The sequence below is a fragment of the Streptomyces sp. NPDC047974 genome (genome assembly GCF_040653375.1).
GTDB lineage: Bacteria > Actinomycetota > Actinomycetes > Streptomycetales > Streptomycetaceae > Streptomyces.
Genome location: NZ_JBEZNU010000020.1, coordinates 85093 through 108963, shown reverse-complemented (window position 1 = coordinate 108963; position 23871 = coordinate 85093). Strand labels below are relative to the sequence as shown.

Sequence of the window (23871 nt, the reverse complement as noted above, 5' to 3'; positions counted from 1 at the left end):
GCCGGCCTTCGTCGCGTACGGCGGGTGTCAGCGGGGCTGCTGGGTGGTGCGTTCGGGCAGGACGGCGCCCTCGTCATCGCCCGGGAGGTCGGGGTCGGGGGGCTGGACCGTCGCGGTGGTGGTCGGTTCCCCGGTGGGTTCGCCGGTCGGGACCGGCGGGGTGGTGGTGGCGTCCCGGGTGGGCGTCGGCCGGGTCGTCGGCGGCGTGGTGGGCGGCGTGGTCGGCGCGGTGGGGGTGCGGGCCGGCGGGGTGGTGGCGGTCTCCGTCGGCTCCTCGGTGGGCTCCTCGGTCGGGGTGGGCGAGCCCGTCCCGGTGGGCAGCCGGCCGCCGCCGTCCCAGCCGCCGTCGGTCTCCAGGTCGAACTCGGTGTCGGAGCCGCCGTTCAGGGCGCGCTCGGTGTACGCGCCCCAGATCTTGGCCGGGACGCCGCCGCCGTTGGCCCGGCGGCCGGGGTCGACGGTGTCGGTGAGGGTGACCTGTTCGGCGATCTTGCCGGAGGTGTTCTCGCCGAAGAGGGCGACGGCGGTGACCAGTTCGGGGGTGTAGCCGACGAACCAGGCGGAGCGGTTGTTCTCGGAGGTGCCGGTCTTGCCGGCGGCCTCGTAGTCGCCGGCGGCGCGGTAGCCGGAGCCGTTCTCGACGACGCTGTGCATGGCCTGGGTGACGGTGTCGGCGGCCCGGCGGCTGATGACCTGCTCGCCGGTCTGCTTCACGGTCTCGACCTGGCGGTCGCGGTGCTGGGCGGCCTTGACGAGGGTCGGGGTGACCTTCGCTCCGTGGTTGTCGAGGGTGGCGTAGGCGCCGGCCATGTCGAGGGTGGAGGCGCCCATGGTGCCGAGCGCCATGGCGGGGGTGGGGTCGAAGTCCTGGCCGTCCTTCAGACCGAGGTCGAGGGCGGTCTTCTTGGCCTTCTCGGCGCCGACGTCGACGATCATCTGGGCGTAGACCGAGTTGATGGACTTGTCGGTGGCCCGCTGGACGGAGACGGGGCCGTACGAGCGGTCGTCCTCGTTCTCGGGCGCGTAGGGGATCTCGCTGCCGACGACGGGGCGCTTGCTGTCGCCGTCGTAGACGGTGCCGAGGCCGATCTCGCGGCCGTCCTGGGTGGTCGCCTCGTTGTCGAGGGCGGAGGCGAGGACGATCGGCTTGAAGGTGGAGGCGGGCTGGAAGTCGCGCCGGGTGGCGTTGGACATCCAGTGCTCGGTGGCGCCGACGCCGCCGTACATCGCGACGACCGCGCCGGTCTTCGGGTCGACGGAGGTGGCGCCGGCCTGGACGGTGGCGGCCTTCTTGTCGCCCTTGCGGTCGAGCTTGGCCTCCAGCTCCTTGTCGACCGCGGCGACGAGGTCCTTCTGCCTGCCCTCGTCGATGTTGAGGGTGATGGTCCAGCCGCCGGCCTTGATGTCCTCCTCGCTGACGCCCTGGCGCATCAGCTCCTGGTTGGCGGCCTCGACGATGTAGCCGGTCTGGCCCTCCATGCCGGGGAGCGGCTTGGGCGCCTGCGGGACGGGGAACTTCAGGCCGGCGCGCTCGGCGGCGGGGAGCCAGCCCATCTCGACCATGTTGTCGAGGACGTAGTTCCAGCGCTCCTCGACGAGCTTGCGGCCGGTGGCGTTGGCGGAGGTCCAGTCGTACTGGTTGGGGGCCTGGAGCAGCGAGGCGAGGTAGGCGCCCTGGGCGGTGGTGAGCCGGGAGGCGTCGGTGCCGTAGTACGAGCGGGCGGCGGCCTGGATGCCGTAGGAGGAGCGGCCGTAGTAGCTGGTGTTCATGTACCCGGCGAGGATGTCGGGCTTGGACATCTCCTCGTCGACCTTGATGGCGATGACCATTTCCTTGAGCTTGCGGGTCGCCGTCTGGTCCTGGCTCAGGTAGAAGTTCTTGACGTACTGCTGGGTGATCGTGGAGCCGCCCTGCTTGCCCTTGCCGGTGAGGGTGTTCCAGGCGGCGCGGGTGGTGCCCTTGATGTCGACGCCGTTGTCCTTGTAGAAGGTCTTGTTCTCGGCGGCGACGAAGGCCCGCTGGACGGGGAGCGGGATCTTCTCCAGGCCCACGATCTCGCGGTTGATCTCGCCGGTGCGGGCGAGGATCTTGCCGTTGGAGTACGTGTAGATGTTGCTCTGCATGGTCGCCTCGGCGTTGGCCGTGGGCACGGGGACCAGCAGGTAGACGGTGTAGAGGCCGCCGATACCGATCAGGCAGAGCAGGAGGAAGGTGCCCAGCAGCTTCTTCCAGGTGAAGAGGCGGCGTATGCCCCGTTTCTTCGCCTTCGCGTCCGGTCGGCCCATGTCGTGTGTCGCTCCGCTCGTCGTGTGTCCCGTCGCCCTCGGTCGTCCGACGCGCCGGATCAGCTCAGCAAGCTAACACCGACACTGCGGACATAGGGCAACCGATCACGCCTTTTCAGGACGTGAGAATCAGCACCCACCTCCAGGGGAACCGACGTCCGAGCGGAGGTGATGGTTGCGTGAAGGATTGGTTCCGCTTTATCGCGCATCCGCCGCGGAGTCGGCCGCATGCGGCTATACATCGTGCGTATACACCCGGTGTACAGTGACGCCATGTCCATCGGTCACACCCTCCTCGGGCTCCTCGAATCGGGTCCGCGCCACGGCTACGACCTCAAGCGCGCCTTCGACGAGCGATTCGGCCACGACCGGCCGCTCCACTACGGCCAGGTCTACTCGACGATGTCCCGCCTCCTGAAGAACGGCCTCGTCGTCGTCGACGGCGTCGAGGCCGGCGGCGGCCCCGAGCGCAAGCGGTACGCGATCACCGACGCCGGCATCACCGACGTCGCCACCTGGCTCGCGACCCCCGAGAAGCCGGAGCCGTACCTCCAGTCCACGCTCTACACCAAGGTCGTCCTCGCCCTGATGACCGGCCGCGGGGCCGCCGAACTGCTCGACACCCAGCGCGCCGAGCACCTGCGCCTGATGCGCGAGCTCACCCGCCGCAAGAGGGACGGCGACCTCGCCGACCAGCTCATCTGCGACCACGCCCTCTTCCACCTGGAGGCCGACCTGCGCTGGCTCGAACTCACCGCGGCCCGCCTCGACCGGCTCGCCGAGGAGGTCCGCCGATGACCCTCCTCCGCGCCGAGGGCCTGACCAAGGCGTACGGCCCCACCGCCGCGCTCTCCGGGGCGGACTTCGCCCTGCGCGCCGGCGAGGTCGTCGCCGTCATGGGCCCCTCCGGCTCCGGCAAGTCCACCCTCCTGCACTGCCTCGCGGGCATCGTCCGCCCCGACGCGGGCACCCTCACCTACGACGGGCGCGACCTCACCGCCCTCTCCGACGGCGCCCGCAGCGCCCTGCGCCGCACCGACTTCGGCTTCGTCTTCCAGTTCGGCCAGCTCGTCCCCGAGCTCAGCTGCGTGGAGAACGTCGCCCTGCCGCTCCGGCTGAACGGCGAGAAGCGCAGGGCCGCCGAGGCCCGCGCCGTCGAATGGCTCGCCCGCCTGGAGGTCGACGACACCGCGGCCAAGCGCCCCGGCGAGATATCCGGCGGCCAGGGCCAGCGGGTCGCCGTCGCCCGCGCCCTCGTCACCGCCCCGCGCGTGATCTTCGCCGACGAGCCGACCGGCGCCCTCGACTCCCTCAACGGCGAGCGGGTGATGCGGCTGCTCACCGACGCCTCCCGGGACACCGGCGCCGCCGTCGTCCTCGTCACCCACGAGGCCCGCGTCGCCGCCTGGTCCGACCGCGAGGTCGTCGTCCGCGACGGCGCGGTCCGGTCCGCGGAGTGGGCCGCGTGAGCCCCCGGCTCTGGGCCCGCGACCTCGCCCTCGGCGCCCGCTTCGCCGCCACCGGCGGCCGCCCGGGAGTCCTCCGTACGCTGCTCACCGCGGCCGGCGTCGGCTTCGGCGTGGCGCTGCTGCTGCTCGCCGCCTCCTTCCCGAACATGCTCTTCCAGCGGGAGGTCCGGGAGTCGGTCCGCGCCGTCGACGGCAGCGAACAGGTCACCGCGCCCCGGCCCGACTCCTTCCTCCACCTCTCGCGGAACACCGTCTACCGCGACGACGTCATCAGCGGACTGCTGCTGCGCCCCGAGGGCGACGCGCCTCCGGTCCCGCCGGGCGCCGAAGCGTTCCCGAAGGCCGGGGAGATGCTGGTCTCCCCCGCGCTCGGCGAACTGCTCGACTCCCCCGACGGCGCCCTCCTCAGGGAGCGGCTGCCCTACCGGGTCGCCGGGACGATCGGCGAGGCCGGCCTCATCGGCCCGGCCGAACTGCGGTACGTCGCCCACGCCGCCTTCCTGGACCAGGAGAACCTCGACGGGCGCGGCACCCGCTTCGGCTGGTCGGTGCCCGAGGAACCGATGAACGCGTTCCTCATCCTCCTCGTCGTCGTCGCCTGCGTCGTCCTGCTCCTCCCGGTGCTCGTCTTCGTCGCGACCGCCGTCCGCTTCGGCGGCGAGCAGCGGGACCGGCGGCTCGCGGCGCTCCGGCTGATCGGCGCCGACACCGCCACGACCCGGCGGATCGCGGCCGGCGAGTCCCTCGCGGGCGCGCTGCTCGGCCTGCTCGCGGGCCTCGGACTCTTCGCCGTGGGACGGCAGTTCGCGGGCACCTTCACCATCTGGGACGTCAACGCCTACCCGGCCGACGTCGTGCCGATGCCCGCGGTCGCCGCGCTCGTCCTCGCCGTCGTCCCGGTCGCCTCGGTCGTGGTCACCCTCGCCGCCATGCGCGGCGTGGTGGTCGAACCGCTCGGCGTCGTCCGCGTCTCCACCCCGCGCCGCCGCCGGCTGTGGTGGCGGCTGCTGCTCCTCGCGGCCGGCGCGGCCTTCCTCGTCCCGCTCATGGGCGACGTCCAGGCGACCCGGACCGACCTCGACACCGTGGGCGTCGTCACCGGCACCACGCTGGCCCTGATCGGCCTCACCACGCTCCTGCCGTGGCTCGTCGAGGCGGGCGTCAAACGGCTGGGCACCGGCCCGGTGGCCTGGCAGCTCGCGGTCCGCAGGCTCCAGCTGAGCTCCGGCACGGCGGCCCGCGCGGTCAGCGGCATCGTCGTCGCGGCCACCGGGGCGATCGCGCTCCAGATGCTCTTCCAGGCGATGGAGAGCGACTTCACCCAGCTCACCGGCGAGGACACGTCCCGCGCCCAGATCGTCTTCGGCACCGACGCGGAGACCGCCGCCGAGGCCCGCGGGGTGATCGACCGCGTCGCGCGGACCGAGGGCGTCACCGGCGTGATCGGCACGGTCGAGTCGAACGTCTGGCGGCCGGGACCGCTCGGCGAGGGCGAGGAGTTCGCCCCGATGACCTCGCTCCGGGTCGGCGACTGCGCCTCCCTCCGCGAGTTCGCCACCCTGCCGTCCTGCGCGGACGGCGACGTCTTCGTCTTCCTCGCGCACGGCGCGCAGGGCAACCCGGACGACTCCCACGTCACCCGGACCGCCCGGCCCGGTGCCACGGTCGCCCTGCGCGACCCGCACCCCCACCCGGACGAGCTGCCGAAGCGCCCCGCCGGCACCCCGGACCCGCTGTGGCGGATCCCCGCCGACGCCCGGGTCGTCGACTCCCGCCCGTCCCCGACGGGCATGTACGAGTACGGCGTGCTCGCCACCCCCTCGGCGATCGGCACCGCCGTCCTCGACACCCCCGAGGCGCAGGTCATGGTCCGGCTCGACCCGTCCGTGCCCGACGCCGCCGAGTCCGTGCGGAACACGGCCTCGGCCATCGACCCGGCGTCCTACGTCCGCGACCTGAAGGACACCGAGCGCGACGCGGCCTTCTCCAGCGTCCGCACGGGCATCCTCGTCGGCTCCACCCTGACGATGCTCCTGGTGGCGGCCTCGCTCCTGGTCTCGACCCTGGAGCAGCTGCGCGACCGCAAGCGGCTGCTGTCCTCGCTCGTCGCCTTCGGCACCCGCCGCTCGACCCTGAGCTGGTCGGTGCTGTGGCAGACGGCGGTGCCGATCCTCCTCGGGCTCGCCCTCGCCGTGGCGGGCGGCCTCGCCCTCGGGATCGTGCTGCTGCGCCTCGGCGGCCAGCAGGTGCGGGACTGGTGGGCGTTCCTGCCCGTCGTCGGGATCGGCCTCGGGCTGATCGCGACCGTGACGCTGCTGAGCCTGCCGCCGCTGTGGCGGCTGATGCGCGCGGACGGCCTGCGCACGGAGTGATCCGTCGGGCGGATGTACGGGGGAGAGGGCGCGGGTTCCCGATACCGGGGGGTTTCGGGAACCCGCGCCCCCGTGTCTCAGGAACCCGCGCCCAGCACCCGTACCGGCAGCGCCGCCAGCTCCTCGCGCAGCGCCCCGGCCAGTTCCTCGAACTCGGAGTGGCGGGCCGCACCGGCCCGCATCGCGAGGGCGACCCGCCGGGTGGGCGCCGGGGCGGCGAAGGAGCCGGTGCCCAGGGCGGTGTTGCGGGCGGTCTCGACGGTGACGGCGGTGCTCGGCAGCAGCGTCACGCCGAGCCCGCCGGCGACCAGCTGGACCAGGGTCGAAAGGCCGGCCGCGGTGGTGGTGACCTCGGCGCCGTCCTCCCGCCCGGCCTCGCGGCAGATGTCGAGGGCCTGGTCGCGCAGGCAGTGCCCCTCGTCGAGGAGGAGCAGCCGCAGCCCCCTGAGGGCCTCGCGCGGGATGTCGTCCCGCCCGGCCAGCGGATGGCCCTCGGCCGCGACCAGGACGAAGTCCTCGTCGAACAGCGGGAGTTCGACGACCCCGGGCACTCCGAGGGGCACGGCGAGGAGCAGCAGGTCGAGCCGGCCCGCAGCGAGCCCCTCCAGGAGGGACGAGGTCTGCTCCTCGTGGACCTGGAGGTCGAGCTCCGGGTAGCGGGTGTGGACGAGCCGCAGCACGGTCGGCAGCAGATAGGGCGCGACCGTCGGGATCACGCCGAGCCGCAGCACCCCGGTGAACGGCGCCTGCGCGGCCTCCGCCTCCTCCATCAGCTCCCCCACCGCGTCGAGCACCGCACCGGTGCGCACCGCGAGCCGTTCCCCGGCGGGCGAGAGCAGCACTCTCCGTGTCGTACGCTCCAGGAGCTGGACACCGAGTGCCTCTTCGAGGGCCGAAACCGCGCCCGAAAGAGCCGGCTGACTCATCCCGATCGCCGCCGCGGCGTCCCGGAAGTGCAGGTGCTCCGCGACCGCCGCGAAGGCTCTGAGCTGGGACAGACTGGGTTGTTTCACGCGCCGGACGGGAACCACTGATAACCACCTTCGATCAACACGACCCACTCTAGCTATTTCACTGATCAATGCACTCCGTGCCAGTATGTGAGACGTCCAACCCCTCACGGAAGCCCTCAAAAGGGATGCTTCCGACTCTGCAAGGAGAGCGCGTGCTCACTGTCGGTGACCAGTTCCCCACCTACGACCTGACCGCCTGCGTGTCGCTGGAGAGCGGCAAGGAGTTCGCGCAGATCGACCACAAGTCCTACGAGGGCAAGTGGCGCGTGGTGTTCTTCTGGCCGAAGGACTTCACCTTCGTCTGCCCGACCGAGATCGCCGCGTTCGGCAAGCTGAACGACGAGTTCGCCGACCGCGACGCCCAGATCCTCGGCGTCTCCGGCGACTCCGAGTTCGTCCACCACGCCTGGCGCAAGGACCACGCCGACCTGCGTGACCTGCCCTTCCCGATGCTCGCCGACTCGAAGCACGAGCTCATGAGCGACTGCGGCGTGCGCGGCGAGGACGGCTTCGCTCAGCGCGCCGTCTTCATCGTGGACCCGAACAACGAGATCCAGTTCACCATGGTGACCGCCGGTTCCGTGGGCCGTAACCCCAAGGAGGTCCTGCGGGTCCTCGACGCCCTGCAGACCGACGAGCTCTGCCCCTGCAACTGGAACAAGGGCGAGGACACCCTCGACGCCGGCAAGCTCCTGGCCGGTGAGTGAGCATGGCCCTCGATGAGCTGAAGGCCGCCGTACCGGACTTCGCCAAGGACCTGAAGCTGAACCTCGGCTCGGTCATCGGCAACAGCGAGCTCCCGCAGCAGCAGCTGTGGGGCACCGTCCTCGCCTGCGCGATCGCCTCGCGCTCGCCGAAGGTGCTGAAGGAGCTGGAGCCCGAGGCCCAGTCGAACCTGAAGCCCGAGGCCTACCAGGCCGCCAAGTCCGCCGCCGCCATCATGGCGATGAACAACGTCTTCTACCGGACCCGGCACCTGCTGTCGGACCCCGAGTACGGGACGATGCGGGCGGGTCTGCGGATGAACGTCATCGGCAACCCGGGCGTCGAGAAGGTCGACTTCGAGCTCTGGTCGCTCGCCGTCTCCGCGATCAACGGCTGCGGCCAGTGCCTGGACTCGCACGAGCAGGTCCTGCGCAAGGCCGGCGTCGACCGCGAGACGATCCAGGAGGCGTTCAAGATCGCCGCCGTGATCCAGGCGGTCGCCGTCACCCTGGACGCGGAGGCCGTCCTCGCCGAGTAGCCGGCGGAACCGTACGGCGGAAGGGCCCCGGAGCGATCCGGGGCCCTTCCGCCGTCCCGTCACTTCTTGAGCGCCGCCATCAGGTCGAGCGCGTCCTGCGTCATGGGGACGTCGATCCCGGAGAGGTCGGGCATCGGCGCGTCCTCGATCGGCGTCCCGTTCTCGTCGCTCGGATGGCTCCGGTAGATCGAGAGCCGGAGTTCGGTCTGGCCGTCGAGGACGTGGAGGGTTCCGCCCTCCTCGCCGTTGTCCTGGAAGAACGCCTCCTCGCCGATGCCCTCGACCTTCTGGATCATGCCGTTCTGCAGCGCCCGCGCCGCGAACTCGGGGCCGGGATCGGTCACCTTGTGCAGGGTGTAGGTGATCTCGACGCTCTGCGAGAACTCCCCCGGCCCGAAGGTGGCCGAGCACGACACCTCGCTGAGCGAGGGCTCGTTCAGGAGGGGCCCGACGCCGTCCAGGCCCCGCTTGCCGAGAACGCCGCCGAGCGCCGTCAGCTCCGCCGCCTCGCAGAGCCGTGACTCCCGGTCCAGCGGCTTGTACCCGCCCAGGTCGGGACCCGGCTCCGCCCGCTGCCCGTAGGCGTAGAGCCCGGCACCCCACACCGCCGAGGCGGCCACCGCGCCGCCGAGCGCCCACAGCCAGGGCCGGCGGGCCCGCGGCGGGCGCGGCGGGCGCTCCTCGGTCAGCACCTCGGCCGTCTCGAAGGGGGCACCGCCCACCAGTTCGGGTTCGGAGATCACGCCTTGCCCCTCCGCTCGGGCGAACCGGGCGCCGGGGTCGGGGCCACCTCGAAGGCGGTGGCGCCGCGCGGCTCGGGGGCGGTGAGCAGCGCCGGCTCCTGGCTCCACGCCTTCAGGTACCCGACGACCGTGTTGGCGACCGCGACGAGCGGGACGGCGACGACGGCGCCGCCGATGCCGGCGGTCAGCCCGCCCGCGGCGACCGAGAGGACCACGGCGAGCGGGTGGACGCGGACGGCCCGGCCGAGGATGAACGGCTGGAGGACGTGGCCCTCGATCTGCTGCACGGCGAGGACGACGACGAGCACCATCAGCGCGGTGAACACGCCGTTGGTGACGAGCGCGACCAGGCAGGCGAGGGCGCCGGAGATGACGGCGCCGACGAGCGGGATGAAGGCGAAGAGGAAGATGAAGACGGCGAGCGGGACCGCCATCGGCACGTCGAGGAAGTACAGGCCGAGGCCGATGAAGACCGCGTCGATGAGGGCGACCAGGACGGTGCCGCGCACATAGGCGGTGAGGGTGCGCCAGGCGCGCGGACCGGCGCCGGCGACCCCGGGCCGTGCCTGCGCGGGGACCAGCTTCAGCGTCCACTCCCAGACCTTCTTCCCGTCGTAGAGCAGGAAGAGGGTGGAGAACATGGCGAGCAGGATGCCGGTCATGGTCTCGACGATCACGGTCACGCCCTGGAGTCCGGCGGAGGTGATCTGCTCGGCGTTGGCGCCGATGGTGTCGCTGAGGTTCTTCGCGATGTCGTTGATCTGGCGCTCGGTCACGTGGAACGGGCTGTCGAGGAGCCAGCGCTTGAGCTCCTCGATGCCGTCCCTGACCCGGTCGGTGAGGTTGTCGATGTTGTCCATCACCTGCCACACCACGAACCAGCCGACCAGCCCCATCACGACGAAGCCGGAGACGGCGGTGATGGCGGTGGCGAGCCCGCGCGGCACGCCCATGGTGCGCAGCCGGGCCACGGTGGGCTGGAGCAGCGCGGTGACCAGGAGGGCGGCGACGAAGGCGAGGACGACGAGCTGGACGGAGCTGATGACCCGCATGAGGACCCAGACGGTCCCGGCGAGCACGAGCAGCCGCCAGCCGGCCTCGCCGGCGACCCGCAGTCCCCACGGGATGGCGGAGACCGGGTCGGGGCGGGCGGGGACGGCGGGGGCGTACGCCGGCGGCGCGGGCACGGTGCGCCCCTCGGCCACGGCGACGGCGGAGTCCCCGGGGGCCGACGGCTCGGCGGCTTCACCGGAAGGTTTCTCCCCGGTCGGCGCGCGTTCGGGAGCCGGCGTCCGCGGCGGCCGTCCGTCGTCGGGACCGGTGGATCCGGCGGGTCCTGCCGGACCGTCGTGCTCCTGGTCCTCGGCCGCTTCGTCGCGCCGGGCGTCCAGCGCGGCTCCCACCCGGCTGATGCCCTCGCCCAGTCGGTTCAGCCATCCTGGCAGTCTCGACATCTCTTTCCTCTTCCCCCCGTGCGGTCCCTGGCAACCTACACGCAGGAAGCCCCGCACCGTAGGACGGTGCGGGGCTCCCCGGGGTTGAGCGGGTGCCGGTCTAGTACCAGCGGTTGGCCTGCCAGAACGACCAGGCGCCACACGGGCTGCCGTAGCGGTCGTTCATGTAGTTGAGACCCCACTTGATCTGGGTGGCGGGGTTCGTCTGCCAGTCGGCACCGGCCGAGGACATCTTGGAGCCCGGCAGGGCCTGGACGAGGCCGTAGGCGCCGGAGGAAGGGTTCTGCGCCCGGTAGTTCCAGGTGGACTCGTGGTCCACGATGTTGCTGAAGCACTGGAACTGCGAGGCCGGGACCATCTGGCGGGCGATCGCCTTGACCTCGGAGACGGTGTACGAGCCCTGGGCGGCGAAGCTGGACGCGTCGCGGACGGCGTCGCGGCTGGCGCGCTCGGCCTCCGCCTTCTCGCGGGCCTCCCGCTCCTCGCGCTCCTTCTTCTCCTGCTCGGCCTTCTCGTCGGCGGCCTTCTTCTTCGCCTCGGCGTCCTCGGCGGCCTTGACGCGGGCGGCCTCCTCCGCGCTCTTGCGCGCGGTGGCGTCCGCGGCGGCGGCCTGGACGTCGGCCTGCTCCGCGAGGGAGGCGACCTGAACCTGGGCCTGCGCGCCCGCGGGGATGTCCGCCAGCAGCGTGCTGTCGGCCGCGGTGGCCTCGAAGTTGTCGTCCGAGGTGGCCTGGGCGGCGTTGCCCGTGGCAACGCCGACGACGGCGCCGACGGTGGTGACCGCAGTGGCAGATGCCACCGCGAATCCCCGGACCGAGATCCGGCTCACACGGTTTCCTTCCAGCATCGCCCGCAGCGGTGACCTCGTGGGCGAAATCGTGCCCCCGGCGCTGGTCTTCGTCGTACCGGTCACAGAAGACACGGGCCCGTGGTGCTGTGGGCGGCATACGGCGACGTCTGTGGAGTTGTGCGGTGGTGCGTGTGCGCTCGACGGGGTCGAGGGTGCACGGGTGCCGTATGCGGGGCCTGACGGAAGCAAGACTTTGCCGGACGCGGACGCCGCAAGGCAATTCCGTCTTGCGTGTGAAAGCTCACACCTCATTGGGCGCAGGTGTTTTGACGGATGTTGCGGACAGCGGGGCGCCGCCCGGCTAAGCTCCTGCGCTTCGCCGGGCGGCGCCAACTCCCGTACGGGAGCCAATCGGTACGAATCGGGCTACAGGTGACCGTCCTCCAGCATCTCGGTCACCAGGGCCGCGATCTGGGACCGCTCGGAGCGGGTCAGGGTGACGTGCGCGAAGAGCGGATGCCCCTTCAGCTTCTCGACCACGGCGACGACTCCGTCGTACCGCCCCACCCGGAGGTTGTCCCGCTGGGCGACGTCATGGGTGAGCACCACCCGCGAATTCGCCCCGATACGGGACAGAACGGTCAACAGGACGTTCCGCTCCAGGGACTGGGCCTCGTCGACGATAACGAAGGCGTCGTGGAGCGAGCGGCCCCGGATGTGGGTGAGCGGAAGGACCTCCAGCATCCCCCGGGACAGCACCTCCTCGATCACCTCGCGGCCGGCGACCGACGAGAGCGTGTCGAAGACCGCCTGCGCCCACGGGCTCATCTTCTCGGACTCGCTGCCCGGCAGATAGCCGAGGTCCTGGCCGCCGACCGCGTACAGCGGACGGAAGACCATCACCTTCTGGTGCTGCCGGCGCTCCAGGACCGCCTCCAGGCCCGCGCAGAGCGCGAGCGCCGACTTGCCGGTGCCGGCCCGGCCGCCCATCGAGATGATCCCGACGTCCGGGTCGAGCAGCAGGTCGAGCGCGATGCGCTGCTCGGCGCTGCGGCCGCGGATCCCGAAGGCCTCCCGGTCGCCGCGGACCAGGCGGACGTTCCCGTCCGCGCCGACCCGGCCGAGGGCCTTGCCGCGCTCCGACTGGAGCACCAGGCCGGTGTGCACGGGCAGCTCGGCCGCCTCGGGCACGTACAGCCGCTCCTCGTCGTAGAGCAGGTCGATCTGCTCCGCGGAGAGGGACAGCTCGGACATCCCGGTCCAGCCGTTGGCGTCCGTGATGGCGAGCTCCGCGCGGTACTCCTCGGCGAGCAGGCCCACCGAGGACGCCTTGATGCGCAGCGGCAGGTCCTTGGAGACGACGGTGACGTCGTACCCCTCCGCCTGGAGGTTGCGCGCGACCGCGAGGATGCGGGAGTCGTTGTCGCCCAGCCGGTAGCCGGCCGGCAGGACGGAGGGGTCGGAGTGGTTGAGCTCGACCCGCAGCGTGCCGCCGAGATCCCCGATCGGGAGCGGCGCGTCCAGGCGGCCGTACCGGACCCGGAAGTCGTCCAGCAGGCGCAGCGCCTGCCGGGCGAAGTAACCGAGCTCCGGGTGGTGCCGCTTCGCCTCCAGCTCGGTCACCACCACGATGGGGAGCACGACCTCGTGCTCCTCGAAGCGGGACATCGCCTTGGGATCGGCGAGCAGGACGCTGGTGTCGAGTACATAGGTGCGCCGGTCGGAAAGGCGGCGCTTCGTGCTGGTCACCACGGAAGGACAGACCCCCTCTGAAGACCCGAATGAGGCCGGGGTGCGACGGGACAACCGGTGTCGCGGCGGAATGGGACCGGGATCGGACCGCCCAGCGCGGACCGAACACCGGCCCTCCGCGTCTCCCGTGCGTGTCCCGCACGGTCGTCCTGGTGCAAGGGGCCTCCCGGGTGGCGGTCTCCGTGCCGCTCACTTCACCAGGCTTATTCCCTCGAACACTCCTTGCCATGCCACGGCATATGACGGCGTGTTCGTGAACGTCCGGTGACTCCCCCGGGTCAGCCGGGGACGGTGTGGCTCAGGTGCCGTAGCGCCGGTGCCGGGCCGCGTAGTCGCGCAGCGCCCGCAGGAAGTCGACCTTGCGGAAGGCCGGCCAGTGGACCTCGCAGAAGTAGTACTCGGAGTGCGCGCTCTGCCACAGCATGAAGCCGGAGAGGCGCTGCTCGCCGCTGGTGCGGATCACCAGGTCCGGGTCGGGCTGGCCACGGGTGTACAGGTGCTCCGAGATGAGGTCGATGGAGACGGTCTCGGCCAGCTCCTCGAAGCTGGTGCCGCGCTCGGCGTGGTCCAGGAGGAGGGAGCGGACCGCGTCCGCGATCTCCTGCCGGCCGCCGTAGCCGACGGCGACGTTGACCAGTATCCCGGCGTTGGTCCGGGTGGCCTCCTCGGCCTCCTTGAGGACCGTCTGGGTCCGGGCGGGGAGCAGGTCCATGGTGCCGACGTGGTGCACCCGCCAGCGGCCGTCCGAGGCGAGCGCCTTCACCGCGTCCTCGATGATCCCGAGCAGCGGCACCAGCTGCTCCTCGGGACGGTTCAGGTTGTCCGTGGAGAGCATCCAGAGCGTGACGACCTCGACGTCGGTCTCGCCGCACCAGCCGAGCAGCTCCCGGATCTTGTCCGCGCCGGCCTTGTGTCCCTGCTCGGGGGTGCCGCCGGAGGCCTTGGCCCAGCGCCGGTTTCCGTCGAGGATGACCCCGATGTGCTTGGGCACCTGATCGTGGTCGAGACGGCCTTCCACCCGGCGTGCGTAGAGCCCGTACACCAGGTCGCGCAGGTTCACTGTTCTTTACCCCTCCATGGGCGGGCGGTTCGCAAGCCGCCACACTACTGCCGTCGGGTGAAGGCTCCCAGCCCGGGCGTGTCACAACTCCCTACGGGACTGTCACAAGTCCGTGATAAGCAGAGATACGTGACTGATTCCCCCCTCTACCGCGCCGCCGCGGAGCGCTACGACTCCATGGAGTACCGCCGCTCGGGCCGCAGCGGGCTCAAGCTCCCCGCCGTCTCCCTCGGTCTCTGGCACAACTTCGGCGACGACCGCACGCTCGACTCGCAGCGCGCGATCCTGCGCCGCGCCTTCGACCTCGGCGTCACCCACTTCGACCTGGCGAACAACTACGGCCCGCCGCCCGGCTCCGCCGAGCTGAACTTCGGCAAGATCTTCGCCCAGGACTTCGCGCCCTACCGCGACGAGCTGATCGTCTCGACGAAGGCCGGCTACCTGATGCACCCGGGCCCCTACGGCGAGTGGGGCTCCCGCAAGTACCTGCTGTCCTCGCTCGACGCCTCCCTGGACCGGATGGGCCTCGACTACGTCGACATCTTCTACTCGCACCGCTTCGACCCGGAGACCCCGCTGGAGGAGACCATGGGGGCGCTCGCCTCCGCGGTCCAGCAGGGCAAGGCGCTGTACGTCGGCGTCTCCTCGTACAACGCGGAGCAGACCGCCGAGGCCGCGCGGCTCCTGAAGGAGATGGGCGTCCCGGCCCTGATCCACCAGCCGTCGTACTCGATGATCAACCGCTGGATCGAGGACGACGGCCTGCTCGACACGCTGGAGACGGCCGGCATGGGCTGCATCTCCTTCGTGCCGCTCGCCCAGGGCCTGCTCACCAACAAGTACCTGAAGGGCATCCCGGAGGGCTCCCGCGCCACCCAGGGCAAGTCCCTCGACCCGAACCTGCTCTCCGGCGAGGTGCTGCGCCGGCTGACCGGCCTCGCCGACATCGCCGCACGGCGCGGGCAGTCCCTCGCCCAGCTGGCGCTGAAGTGGGTGCTGCGGGACCCGCGGATGACCTCGGCCCTGATCGGCGCGTCGAGCGTGGGGCAGCTGGAGGAGAACGTGGCGGCGCTGGCCTCCGCGCCGCTGACCGACGAGGAGCTGAAGGAGATCGACTCCTTCGCCGTCGACACCGAGGGCACCAACATCTGGGCCGGCCGGGGCTGACCCGGGCTCCCGGAGAGCGGGAAGAGAAAACGGGCCGGTCCGTGGGGGGGATACGGACCGGCCCGAGGGGGGGGTTCCACCATAACCCTTCAATAGTCGGGCTGCGCGCCACGTGCGCCGAACGAACCGCCCGGATTTCCCCGGATCCCAGTCGCCGCAAGGGTTCCGGGGCCGTGTGGCGGTTTTGTGCCCCGGCGTGGCGGCGGAGTTCCGTCCCTCCGACGGGGGAACGTCCGACGCCGCTCCCCCGTTGACGCCGCCGCCGGTCACGGCACGGCGGTGAACGCGCCGAGGGCGAGCCCGAGGAGGGCGCCGGCGAGCATGAAGGGCCCGAAGGGGATCGCGGAGGAGCGGCCCGCGCGCCCGAGGAGGACGCGGCCGAAGCCGTATCCGGCGCCCAGCAGGAAGCCCAGGAACGCGCCGGTGAAGAGGACGCCCCAGCCGTACCAGCCGAGCGCGGCGCCCAGCGGCAGCGCCAGCTTCACGTCGCCGAAGCCGAGGCCCTGCGGGCTGATCAGGTGCAGGGCGACATAGCCGCCGCCGAGCGCGAGGGATCCGAGCAGGGCCGACGGCCAGGACCCGGCGTCGTACGGGAGGAGTTCGGCGGCCCCGAGGAGCAGCGGCACGGCGAGCGCGAGCGGCAGGGTCAGCCCGTCCGGCAGCCGCTGCACCCGCACGTCGACGCAGGCCAGGAGCACCCCGAAGGGCGCGGCGAGCAGCCAGACCGCCAGCTCGGGCCGGGGCCCGCCGGTGGCGGCGGCGAGCAGCGCGCAGACCGAGGCGGTGAGCAGCGGCGCGGCGAGCGGCGCGGGCGTCGTCGCGCACGCGGCCCGGCCGGGGCCGCCGAGCCAGCCGCCCGCCGGGCCGGCGAGGGCGTGCCCGGCCGGGCAGTGCTCCCGCCACGGCTCCTCGGGCGCCACGGACAGCCGGTACGCGGCCCGCGGCACGAGCAGCCCGACGGCGGCGCCCCACAGGGCGGCGAGGACGACGAGGACGATCGGCGAGGCGGACACGGCCCGACCTTAGGTCTAAGGTCGGGCGCATGGGGCGGAGTCGGCGGGACGGGACGGGAACGCTCGGGGTGCCCGAGGGCGCCACGGTCCGCCTTGAGGTCGCGGCCTCCTACCGGGCGCGGCGGCGCGGGCTGCTCGGCCGGGACGGGATCGCGGGGGCGATGCTGCTGACCCCGGCGAACAGCGTCCACACCCTCGGCATGCGCTTCCCGATCGACGTGGCCTACCTGGACCGGCGCCTGCGGGTGCTCGCCGTCGTCACCATGCGCCCGGGCCGGCTCGGCCTGCCGCGGCCGCGCGCCCGGCACGTCCTGGAGGCGGAGGCCGGCGCGATGGCGGAGTGGGGCGTGCGGGCCGGGACGCGGCTGGCGGTCACGGCGGACCCGACCCCAGGAGCGTGAAGGCGCCGTAGCCGGCGGAGGCCAGAGCCAGCGCGGCGAGGACGGCGGCGGGGCCGGTACGGAGCCGGGCGAGGGCCGCGGCGGGCGGCAGCAGCAGCCCGAAGGCGGGCATCATCAGGCGGGGCCGGGAGCCGAAGTAGGCGGCACCGACCAGGGAGATGACGACCACCCCGACCGTGTACACGAGCAGCGGCAGCGGCTGGCGCTGCCGGACGCACAGCACCACCAGCCATCCGAGGAGCGCGAGCGCCGCGCACAGGCCGAGCGCGGCGGGCCAGGGCAGGGAGGCGATGAAGCGGGCGAGGGCGACGCCGCCGTCGATGGAGTTCCCCCACGCCGCCTGGACGTCGAAGTAGGCGGTCGCGCGGCCCTCGCGCACGCCGACGTACGCGACGTACCCGAGCCAGCCGAGCGGCGCGAGCAGCACCCCGGCGAGTGTCCGCGGGGGCAGCCGCCGGTCCCGTACGAGGGTCACGGCGGCCGTGACGGCGAGGGCGGCGATCAGGGCGGCGGCGGTGGGCCGGGTGAGCCCGGCGAGCGCGCACAGGAGCCCGGCGAGGAGCCACCGCCCGCGCAGCACCGCGTACAGCGACCACGCGGCGAGCGCGGTGAACAGCGTCTCCGTGTACGCCATCGACTGCACGAACGCGGTCGGGTACACCCCCCACAGCACGGCGAGGACGACGCCGGCGCGCGCCGAGACGACGTGCTCGCCGCAGCGGAAGATGCCCCAGGCGGCGGCGAGCGAGGCGGCCCAGGAGACGAGGAGCCCGGCGCCGGCCGCGTCGAGCGGGAGGACGGCGGACAGGCCCCGTTCGAGGGCGGGGAGGAGCGGGAAGAACGCCAGGTCGGAGTGGACGTCGCCGTTCGGGAGCGTGGTCTCGTACCCGTACCCGTGCTCGGCGATCCGCACGTACCAGACCGAGTCCCAGCGCCCGCTCAGCCGGTGGAAGCCGTCCTTGCCGGTCGCGGCGGCGGCGCCGGCGAGGACGGCCAGCCCGAGCACCCGGGTGGCGGCGTAACCGCCGAGAGCGAGCAGGAGGGGGGACGGGCGGCGTGCGGGCGGAGACATGTGCTCGATTATCGCGGGCCGGCCGGACACCCCTCAGGACAGCAGGCGGGCGACCGTGACGGCGGCGACGAGGACCACGAGGGCGAGGAGGGCGAGCTGCCGGGTGCGGCGCGGGGAGCGGACGGTGACGACGCGCGGGGTGACGGGCCCGGGGATCACGACGTGGACGCGGTGGGGGTGGTCGTCGTGCGTGACGCGGGCGAGGGAGAGGTGGCGCACGCGGACCCGGCGGCCGACCTCGCCGTCGTGGTGCCCGAGCCGGGGCTTGAGGTAGGCGGCGACGGCGGGGTCCAGGCCGGTGTCCGCGCCGAGGTCCGCACCGGGGTCCGCGTCGAGGTCCGCGTCGAGGGTGTCGAGGGTGTCGAGGGTGTCGACGTGCTGCCAGGCGTCGTCCTCGCGCGTCCACGCGAACGCCCGGTCCGGCAGGGACGAGGTCTCCTTGAACGCGTCGACGACCGGGCGGCGCTCGACGACCCCCTCGGTCCACCGGACGTACCGGCCGGTGCCCTCGCAGTACTCGTGGGCGATCGTGCCGTCCCGCTCGCAGACGGGGCAGGGCCGGGTCCCGCTGCCGCGGCACACCCCGCACTTCTTCTGGCCCGCTCCCCGGCACTTCCCGCACGCCGTGTCCTCGGCCCCGCACTCCCGGCAGCGGACCCGCGTCCCCGTCTCCCCCTGCGGCCGGTCGGCCGCCTTGAGGGCGGGCTTGCCGGTGCCCTCGCAACTGAGGCAGCACAGCCGCCCCTTGCACCCCCCACAGGGCACGTAGGCCGGGCACTTCACGTCCCCCGCGCCCTCGCAGCGGGGGCACTGCCGCCGCCCGTTGGTGCAGACGCAGGGCCGGGGGTCCACCGTGCCGCGCCGCACGAGCAGCAGGGTCGAGGGGTTCCTCGGGTCGGAGGGGGCGGGTATCGCGTACCCGTCGAGGTCGTCGTACCGGGGACGGTCCGACAGGTCGGGGGAGCCCGGTTGGAAGCCGGTCCGCTCCTCGCGGGTCTCGACGCTGCGGACTATCTCCCCGTCGACGAGGAGGTGCCGGGTGATGCGGGCGCCGTGGGCGGGGAAGGCGGCCGGGTCGGCCCCGGCGGCCCCGAGACCGCGCCGTACCGCCGCCAGGATGTCGTCGTCGCTCAGCACGCCTCGGCCTCCAGGGGACCCTCGGATGACCCCGGGACGCTACCCAACTCCGTTGCGTGTCAAGCGGAATGGGCGTCACCCGGGGTTCACCGGCCGGGCCTCACCGGCTGGAGCTCACCGGCTGGAGCTCACCGGCTGGAGCTCATCGGCTGGGTCTCATCCTCCGGAGCTCATCCGCCGGGTCTCAACCACCGGGCCTCATCCGCCCGAACCGGGCCGTCATGACGGGTCCGAGCTGCCGGACGATGGCGTGGCCCGGCTCGTGCGGGGACGGCAGGTCGCCGAGGAAGGAGGTCACGATCACCTCGTCGACGACCGTGTCGCCGCGCCCGCACCGCTCCTCCAGGAAGTCGAGGGTGCGGCGCCAGTCGGACGCCTCCCCCTCCGCGAGGAAGGAGCGGACGGTGCCCTGGACGACGTCCCAGAAGAAGACGTGCGGGAGGACCCCGCCCTGCCGGAAGACGTGACTGTCGTAGGCGCCCTGGAAGGAGGGCACGTGGAGGACGAGATCGTGGACGAGCTGCACGCCGGACGCGGCGGCGGCGGTCCGGGAAGTGGCTGTGTGAGGCGTGGCTGCCTGAGAAGTGGCTGCGTGAGGCGTGACTGTCTGAGAAGTGACTGCGTGAGAAGTGGCTGTCTGAGAAGTGGCTGTCTGAGAAGTGGCTGCGTGAGAAGTGGCGGAGTGCGGCATCGGCGGCCCTGCCCCGGAGGTGTTGTGGTGTTTCGGTCCAGAATGCTCCTCCCCGGCCTCTCCGTCCCGACACCTTTGCGTTTTCCTGGGGATAACTTTCGGGGGGTTTTCCACAGGGGGTGCGAAGTGTCGCTCTTCCGTGGATCGTTGGGCGTATGTACGAGTTGGCGATCCTCGCCAGGGGCGGGGTACTCCTCACGGTCTGGGCGCTCGCGGCGGGCTGGCCGCCCGGCCGGCTCGCCGCGCGCCTGCGGCGGGACGGCTGGCAGCGGATCTGCCGCGGCGCGTGGGCGGTGCCCGGCAAGGAGACGGACTGGCGGGTCCGGGAGACCGCCCTGCAACTGCTGCGCCCGGGGCGGGTCTGCCGCCACGGCACGGCGGCGCGGATCCACCGCGTCGAACTCCTGGCGGGCCCGCCGCCGCCCCCGGATTCCCGCTCCTCCCTCCCGCCGGAGGACGTCTGCCTGCGCCGGGGCCTGCGGGTGACGACGGCCGCGCGGACGGTCGCGGACCTGATACGGGCCGCCGGGAGCAGGGAGGCGGCGGTGGTGACGGCGGACTCCGCCCTCTCCCGCCGCGTGGTCGAAGGCGTCCGCAGAGAACCGCCGGTCCGCCACGAGGACCTGGCCGCGCAGCTCGCGGTCCGCCGCCCCGGCGCCCCGCGCGCCCGCGCCTGGCTCCGCCTCGCGGACCCGGCGGCCGGCTCCCCCGCGGAGACGGTGGCCCGCCTGCGGATGGCCGACGCGGCCCTGCACCCCGAATGCCAGCCGCAGGTGCGCACCCCCCGGGGCCAGGTGCTGCGCCCGGACTTCCTCTTCCGGGCGGCGGGCCTGGCGGTGGAGGTCGAGGGGTACGCGTACCACGGCACGCCCCGCGCCCACGAACGCGACGTCGCCCGCTTCAACGCCCTCCAGTCCTGCCCGGAGATCCGCCGCGTCCTGCGCTTCACGGCGAGGGAGGTCTTCGGGGATCCGGGGAGGATGACGACGACGATCGCGATGTCCCTGACGGACCTGGCGCGCACTCCCGGGGGTTTCGGTGATCCGGCGTGACGGGGGAGCCCGCGGTTCGGCACCATGGGGGTTTCGGCGAACGGGTTTCCGCGAGGGGAGCGTCGGATGTCTCGTGCGGTGCGGTGGGTGGTGGCCGGGGTCGCGGCCCTGGTGACGTTCGGGGTGGGTGTGACCGTCGTACGGGCGGTGCCGTGGGGGTGGTTGCCGCAGGAGGACGGGGCCCGGCTCGACACGGCCCTCGCGTTCGGGGCGATCGCGGGGACGGCGGTGCTGGCGGCGCTGAGCTGGTGGGCCGCCCGCGAGGCCCCGCAGCCCGCGCCGGCCCCGGACCCCGCCCCGGCGCCCCCTTCCCGGACCCTGGTCCAGACGGCCACGGCCTCCGACGACGCGGAGATCCGCCAGTCCGGCGGGGGCGGGGCGCGCCATCTGGAACAGCACGCGGAGGCGAAGGACTCGGGCCACGTCTCGCAGTCCGGCCGGGGTGCGGGCGCCGAGTACGACCGGGTCGAACAGCGCGGAACGGCGGCCGACCGGGCCCGCGTGGTGCAGTCCGGCGACGACGACCAGCCCGCGCCGGGGGCCTGAGGCGTTGAGCGAGCAGCACTCCCAGGTCTCCGGCAACGCCCGCAGCTACCAGGCCGGCCACAGCATCCACATCACGGAGACCGCCGCCCCCGCCCCGCAGGCCCTGGCCTCGCTCCCGGCGGCCCCGCACCTGACGGGCCGCGAGGAACCGACCGCCGCGCTCCTGAAGGCCCTGGGCCCGGAGGGTTCGGGAGCGACGGTGGTGACGGGCCTGCCGGGAGTCGGCAAGACGGCCCTGGCCCTGCACGCCGCCCACCAGGCCGTCGCCCTGGGCCACTTCCCCGGCGGCACCCTCTTCGTCCACCTGCGCGGCTACGACCCGTCGGGCGCGGTGGCCCCGGACCAGGCCTTGGAGGCCCTCCTCCGCGCACTGGGAGTGAGGGACGACGACCTCCCGCCGACGCCGGAGGAACAGGCGGGCCTCTACCGCTCCCTCCTGTCCCGCCGAGCGGAGGAGCACGGCCCGGTGCTGATCGTGGCCGACGACGCGTCGTCCCTGGACCAGTTGCTCCCTCTGGTGCCGGCGCACTCCGTCCACCGCCTCCTCTCCACCTCCCGGGACAGCCTCACGGCACCGGACCTCCGCCCGCGCCTGATCCCCCTGGAGGAGCTGACGCCGGGCGCGGCGGAGGACCTGATCACCTCCGCGCTGACCCAGACCCGCCCCGACGACCCCCGCCCGACGGCTGCCCCCGAGGCCCTGGCCGAGGTCGTCACCCACTGCGGCCGCCTCCCCCTGGCCCTCACGATCGCGGCGGCCCTCCTGACGGACGACCCCGGCCTCCCCATAGCCACCCTCGCCGAGGACCTGGCCGACACCCGCACCCGCCTCCGGACCCTCCGGCACGAGGACGCGACGGGCCGCTCCCTGGCCGTCCGGACCGCCTTCGACCTGTCGTACCGCCGCCTGAAGGACCAGGAAGCCCGCCTGTTCAGACTCCTCCCGATCAACCCGGGCCCGGACGTCTCGACGGAGGCGGCAGCGACCCTGGTCGACCTCCCGCCCCGGGAGACCCGCACGTCGCTGGCCGCGCTGGCCCGCGCCTGCCTCGTCACGGAACACCCGGTGGGCTCCGGCCGCTGGCGCCTGCACGACCTGATCCGCCTGTACGCCGCCGAGCTGCCGGTGGGCGAGGGCGAGAACGACCCCGTGGCCCTGGAACGGCTTCTGGAGCACTACGCCGACACCTGTCACGCGGCTGACGGCCACCTGCGCGCCCTCCGGGGCGACTCGGTATCTGCGCTCTTCGCCGACCGTACCGCTGCCCTGACCTGGCTGGACGACGAACGCGCCAACCTCATCGCAGCAGTGCCGCTGGCCGGCGCGCGGGACCCCTGGACGGCCCTGCGTCTCACCCATTCCCTGAACCGTTACCTGCATCAACGCCGCCACTTTCATGACGCTCTTCGCCTCAGCGAGAACGCCGTCACCACGGCCACCGAGCTCCACGACCGCCGCGGCGAAGCTGTTGCTCTCAACAGCCTCGGCAACGCACTCCAGGAAGTACGCCGCTTCGACGAAGCCATCATCGCCCACAGCCAGGAGCTCGCCATCTGCCGCGAACTCCACAACCGACGTGGCGAGGCCAGTGCGCTCAACAGCCTCAGCTCCGCACTCCGAGAGGCACGACGCTTCGACGAAGCCATCACCTACACCACCCAGGCCGTCGCCATCTGCCGCGAACTCCTCGACCTACGCGGCGAAGCTGTCGCTCTCAACAACCTCGGCAACGCACTCCAGGAAGTACGCCGCTTCGACGAAGCCATCACGGCTCACACCCGGGACCTGGTCATCTGCCGCAACCTCCACGACCGGCATGGCGAGTCCAGGGCTCTGAACAACCTCGGCCTCGCCCTCCGAGAGGTGAACCGCTTCGACGATGCCATCGCCAACCACACCCAAGACCTCGCCATCTGCCGCGAACTCCACGATCTCCACGGCGAAGGCGCCGCTCTCGTCAATCTCGGCAGCGTTCTCCACGACGTAGGTCGCTCCGACGAAGCCGCTGCCGCGCACGCTCAAGCTGTGGTCATCTTCAGAGAGGCGATCGACCCGCATGCAGAGGCCAAGGCGCTCAACAATCTCGGCCTCGCACTCCAAGGACTAGGCAGCTTCGACGAAGCCATCACCAACCACACTCGAGCCGCCGCCCTCTACCGCGAGCTACACGACCGGCACGGCGAGGGGACCGCGTTGAACAACCTCGGTCTCGCCCTCAGGCAAGTCCGACGCCTTGGCGAAGCAGTCACCGCCCTCACTCAAACCGTGACCATCTTCAGAGAGATGAACGATCCACACTTGGCAAGTCTGGCCCACGACAACCTCAAGGGGGCCCTACGCCAGGCCCATACCGCTGCCAGGTGGCGGCGCTGGTGGCCCTTCGGAAGAGGGCGGGTCGAGGCTTAAGCCTCGGGGTTCGGGCGCTCTTGTCTTGAAGGGGTGTGGGTCTCATCAACCCCACCACCCACCCCGTGAGTTGATGCGCTGCATGCGCAGAGTCGCGAACTTGCCACGGAGCGTCATATGCCCTTAGCGTGACCGCAGGCTTGTGAAAATAGACGACCCCCACCAGGTGCTACCAACACCTGCGGGGGTCTCACCAGTAGAGA

Annotated in this window: 21 protein-coding genes; 10 read left to right on the top strand and 11 right to left on the bottom strand. The window is 72.4% G+C overall.

Going from position 1 to position 23871, the window contains the following annotated elements; all coding sequences use genetic code 11:
- Positions 1 to 27 precede the first annotated feature (27 nt).
- The gene (locus tag AB0E19_RS26260) at positions 28 to 2286 is read right to left on the bottom strand and encodes a transglycosylase domain-containing protein (protein ID WP_362184644.1); all 2259 of its coding nucleotides are present in this window, start codon (positions 2284 to 2286) and stop codon (positions 28 to 30) included.
- 273 nt (positions 2287 to 2559) lie between these two features.
- Here AB0E19_RS26260 and AB0E19_RS26255 point away from each other — a divergent pair, with 273 nt between their 5' ends.
- From AB0E19_RS26255 to AB0E19_RS26245, 3 genes are read left to right on the top strand one after another with little or no spacing between them, the layout of a single operon-like run.
- Complete coding sequence (locus AB0E19_RS26255) at positions 2560 to 3084, top strand: PadR family transcriptional regulator (protein ID WP_362184643.1); 525 nt, start codon at positions 2560 to 2562, stop codon at positions 3082 to 3084.
- Positions 3081 to 3755, top strand: a complete 675-nt coding sequence (locus AB0E19_RS26250) for an ABC transporter ATP-binding protein (protein ID WP_362184642.1) — start codon at positions 3081 to 3083, stop codon at positions 3753 to 3755. The genes AB0E19_RS26255 and AB0E19_RS26250 overlap by 4 nt, the downstream gene beginning before the upstream one ends.
- A complete protein-coding gene (locus AB0E19_RS26245; protein ID WP_362184641.1) occupies positions 3752 to 6127 on the top strand; it encodes an FtsX-like permease family protein in 2376 nt (791 codons plus the stop codon). The genes AB0E19_RS26250 and AB0E19_RS26245 overlap by 4 nt, the downstream gene beginning before the upstream one ends.
- Before the next feature lie 77 nt (positions 6128 to 6204).
- On the opposite strand, the gene AB0E19_RS26240 is transcribed toward AB0E19_RS26245, so the two are convergent.
- A complete protein-coding gene (locus AB0E19_RS26240; RefSeq protein ID WP_362184640.1) occupies positions 6205 to 7140 on the bottom strand; it encodes a hydrogen peroxide-inducible genes activator in 936 nt (311 codons plus the stop codon).
- 152 nt (positions 7141 to 7292) lie between these two features.
- On the opposite strand from AB0E19_RS26240, the gene AB0E19_RS26235 reads away from it, so the two are divergent.
- The gene (locus AB0E19_RS26235; RefSeq protein ID WP_360318015.1) at positions 7293 to 7847 is read left to right on the top strand and encodes a peroxiredoxin; all 555 of its coding nucleotides are present in this window, start codon (positions 7293 to 7295) and stop codon (positions 7845 to 7847) included.
- Between the two features lie 2 nt (positions 7848 to 7849).
- Complete coding sequence (locus tag AB0E19_RS26230) at positions 7850 to 8383, top strand: alkyl hydroperoxide reductase (RefSeq protein ID WP_362184639.1); 534 nt, start codon at positions 7850 to 7852, stop codon at positions 8381 to 8383.
- A 59-nt stretch (positions 8384 to 8442) separates the two neighbouring features.
- Here AB0E19_RS26230 and AB0E19_RS26225 read toward each other — a convergent pair whose 3' ends face one another.
- From AB0E19_RS26225 to AB0E19_RS26205, 5 genes are all read right to left on the bottom strand, one after another.
- Positions 8443 to 9126, bottom strand: coding sequence for a hypothetical protein (locus AB0E19_RS26225; RefSeq protein ID WP_362184638.1), 684 nt, complete (start codon positions 9124 to 9126; stop codon positions 8443 to 8445).
- Positions 9123 to 10580 carry an AI-2E family transporter gene (locus AB0E19_RS26220; RefSeq protein WP_362184637.1) on the bottom strand — a complete coding sequence of 486 codons (1458 nt, stop codon included), beginning with the start codon at positions 10578 to 10580 and terminating at the stop codon, positions 9123 to 9125. Before AB0E19_RS26220 ends, AB0E19_RS26225 begins: the two co-directional genes overlap by 4 nt.
- Before the next feature lie 100 nt (positions 10581 to 10680).
- Positions 10681 to 11409 carry a transglycosylase SLT domain-containing protein gene (locus tag AB0E19_RS26215; RefSeq protein ID WP_362184636.1) on the bottom strand — a complete coding sequence of 243 codons (729 nt, stop codon included), beginning with the start codon at positions 11407 to 11409 and terminating at the stop codon, positions 10681 to 10683.
- Positions 11410 to 11796: 387 nt separating this feature from the next.
- Complete coding sequence (locus tag AB0E19_RS26210; protein ID WP_360605819.1) at positions 11797 to 13122, bottom strand: PhoH family protein; 1326 nt, start codon at positions 13120 to 13122, stop codon at positions 11797 to 11799.
- 298 nt (positions 13123 to 13420) lie between these two features.
- A complete protein-coding gene (locus AB0E19_RS26205; RefSeq protein ID WP_362184635.1) occupies positions 13421 to 14182 on the bottom strand; it encodes an isoprenyl transferase in 762 nt (253 codons plus the stop codon).
- Between the two features lie 129 nt (positions 14183 to 14311).
- Between AB0E19_RS26205 and mgrA the strand changes: the two genes are divergently transcribed.
- Positions 14312 to 15349 carry an L-glyceraldehyde 3-phosphate reductase gene (gene mgrA, locus AB0E19_RS26200; RefSeq protein ID WP_362184634.1) on the top strand — a complete coding sequence of 346 codons (1038 nt, stop codon included), beginning with the start codon at positions 14312 to 14314 and terminating at the stop codon, positions 15347 to 15349.
- 266 nt (positions 15350 to 15615) lie between these two features.
- Here mgrA and AB0E19_RS26195 read toward each other — a convergent pair whose 3' ends face one another.
- On the bottom strand, positions 15616 to 16362 hold the full coding sequence (locus AB0E19_RS26195; RefSeq protein WP_362184633.1) for an A24 family peptidase: 747 nt from the start codon (positions 16360 to 16362) through the stop codon (positions 15616 to 15618).
- 29 nt (positions 16363 to 16391) lie between these two features.
- On the opposite strand from AB0E19_RS26195, the gene AB0E19_RS26190 reads away from it, so the two are divergent.
- Positions 16392 to 16763, top strand: coding sequence for a DUF192 domain-containing protein (locus AB0E19_RS26190; RefSeq protein WP_362184632.1), 372 nt, complete (start codon positions 16392 to 16394; stop codon positions 16761 to 16763).
- Here the strand turns inward: AB0E19_RS26190 and AB0E19_RS26185 are convergent.
- The 3 genes from AB0E19_RS26185 to AB0E19_RS26175 form a co-directional block, all read right to left on the bottom strand.
- Positions 16735 to 17835: a mannosyltransferase family protein gene (locus tag AB0E19_RS26185; protein WP_362184631.1), complete on the bottom strand. Its 1101-nt coding sequence runs from the start codon at positions 17833 to 17835 to the stop codon at positions 16735 to 16737. The genes AB0E19_RS26190 and AB0E19_RS26185 overlap by 29 nt on opposite strands.
- A 33-nt stretch (positions 17836 to 17868) precedes the next feature.
- Positions 17869 to 18972, bottom strand: a complete 1104-nt coding sequence (locus tag AB0E19_RS26180; protein ID WP_362184630.1) for a hypothetical protein — start codon at positions 18970 to 18972, stop codon at positions 17869 to 17871.
- Positions 18973 to 19156: 184 nt separating this feature from the next.
- On the bottom strand, positions 19157 to 19498 hold the full coding sequence (locus AB0E19_RS26175; RefSeq protein WP_362184629.1) for a hypothetical protein: 342 nt from the start codon (positions 19496 to 19498) through the stop codon (positions 19157 to 19159).
- Positions 19499 to 19818: 320 nt separating this feature from the next.
- Between AB0E19_RS26175 and AB0E19_RS26170 the strand changes: the two genes are divergently transcribed.
- From AB0E19_RS26170 to AB0E19_RS26160, 3 genes are all read left to right on the top strand, one after another.
- Positions 19819 to 20715 (top strand): hypothetical protein, encoded by an 897-nt coding sequence (locus AB0E19_RS26170; RefSeq protein ID WP_362184628.1) that lies wholly within the window; start codon positions 19819 to 19821, stop codon positions 20713 to 20715.
- Between the two features lie 66 nt (positions 20716 to 20781).
- Positions 20782 to 21261: a hypothetical protein gene (locus AB0E19_RS26165; protein WP_362184627.1), complete on the top strand. Its 480-nt coding sequence runs from the start codon at positions 20782 to 20784 to the stop codon at positions 21259 to 21261.
- Positions 21262 to 21265: 4 nt separating this feature from the next.
- Positions 21266 to 23668 (top strand): tetratricopeptide repeat protein, encoded by a 2403-nt coding sequence (locus AB0E19_RS26160; RefSeq protein WP_362184626.1) that lies wholly within the window; start codon positions 21266 to 21268, stop codon positions 23666 to 23668.
- Positions 23669 to 23871 lie beyond the last annotated feature (203 nt).

Coding starts and splice junctions, on each gene's coding strand:
- AB0E19_RS26260 (WP_362184644.1), bottom strand. CDS start 2,286: ATGGGCCGACCGGACGCGAAGGCGAAGAAACGGGGCATACGCCGCCTC.
- AB0E19_RS26165 (WP_362184627.1), top strand. CDS start 20,782: ATGTCTCGTGCGGTGCGGTGGGTGGTGGCCGGGGTCGCGGCCCTGGTG.
- AB0E19_RS26220 (WP_362184637.1), bottom strand. CDS start 10,580: ATGTCGAGACTGCCAGGATGGCTGAACCGACTGGGCGAGGGCATCAGC.
- AB0E19_RS26255 (WP_362184643.1), top strand. CDS start 2,560: ATGTCCATCGGTCACACCCTCCTCGGGCTCCTCGAATCGGGTCCGCGC.
- AB0E19_RS26170 (WP_362184628.1), top strand. CDS start 19,819: ATGTACGAGTTGGCGATCCTCGCCAGGGGCGGGGTACTCCTCACGGTC.
- AB0E19_RS26190 (WP_362184632.1), top strand. CDS start 16,392: ATGGGGCGGAGTCGGCGGGACGGGACGGGAACGCTCGGGGTGCCCGAG.
- AB0E19_RS26185 (WP_362184631.1), bottom strand. CDS start 17,835: ATGTCTCCGCCCGCACGCCGCCCGTCCCCCCTCCTGCTCGCTCTCGGC.
- AB0E19_RS26250 (WP_362184642.1), top strand. CDS start 3,081: ATGACCCTCCTCCGCGCCGAGGGCCTGACCAAGGCGTACGGCCCCACC.
- AB0E19_RS26230 (WP_362184639.1), top strand. CDS start 7,850: ATGGCCCTCGATGAGCTGAAGGCCGCCGTACCGGACTTCGCCAAGGAC.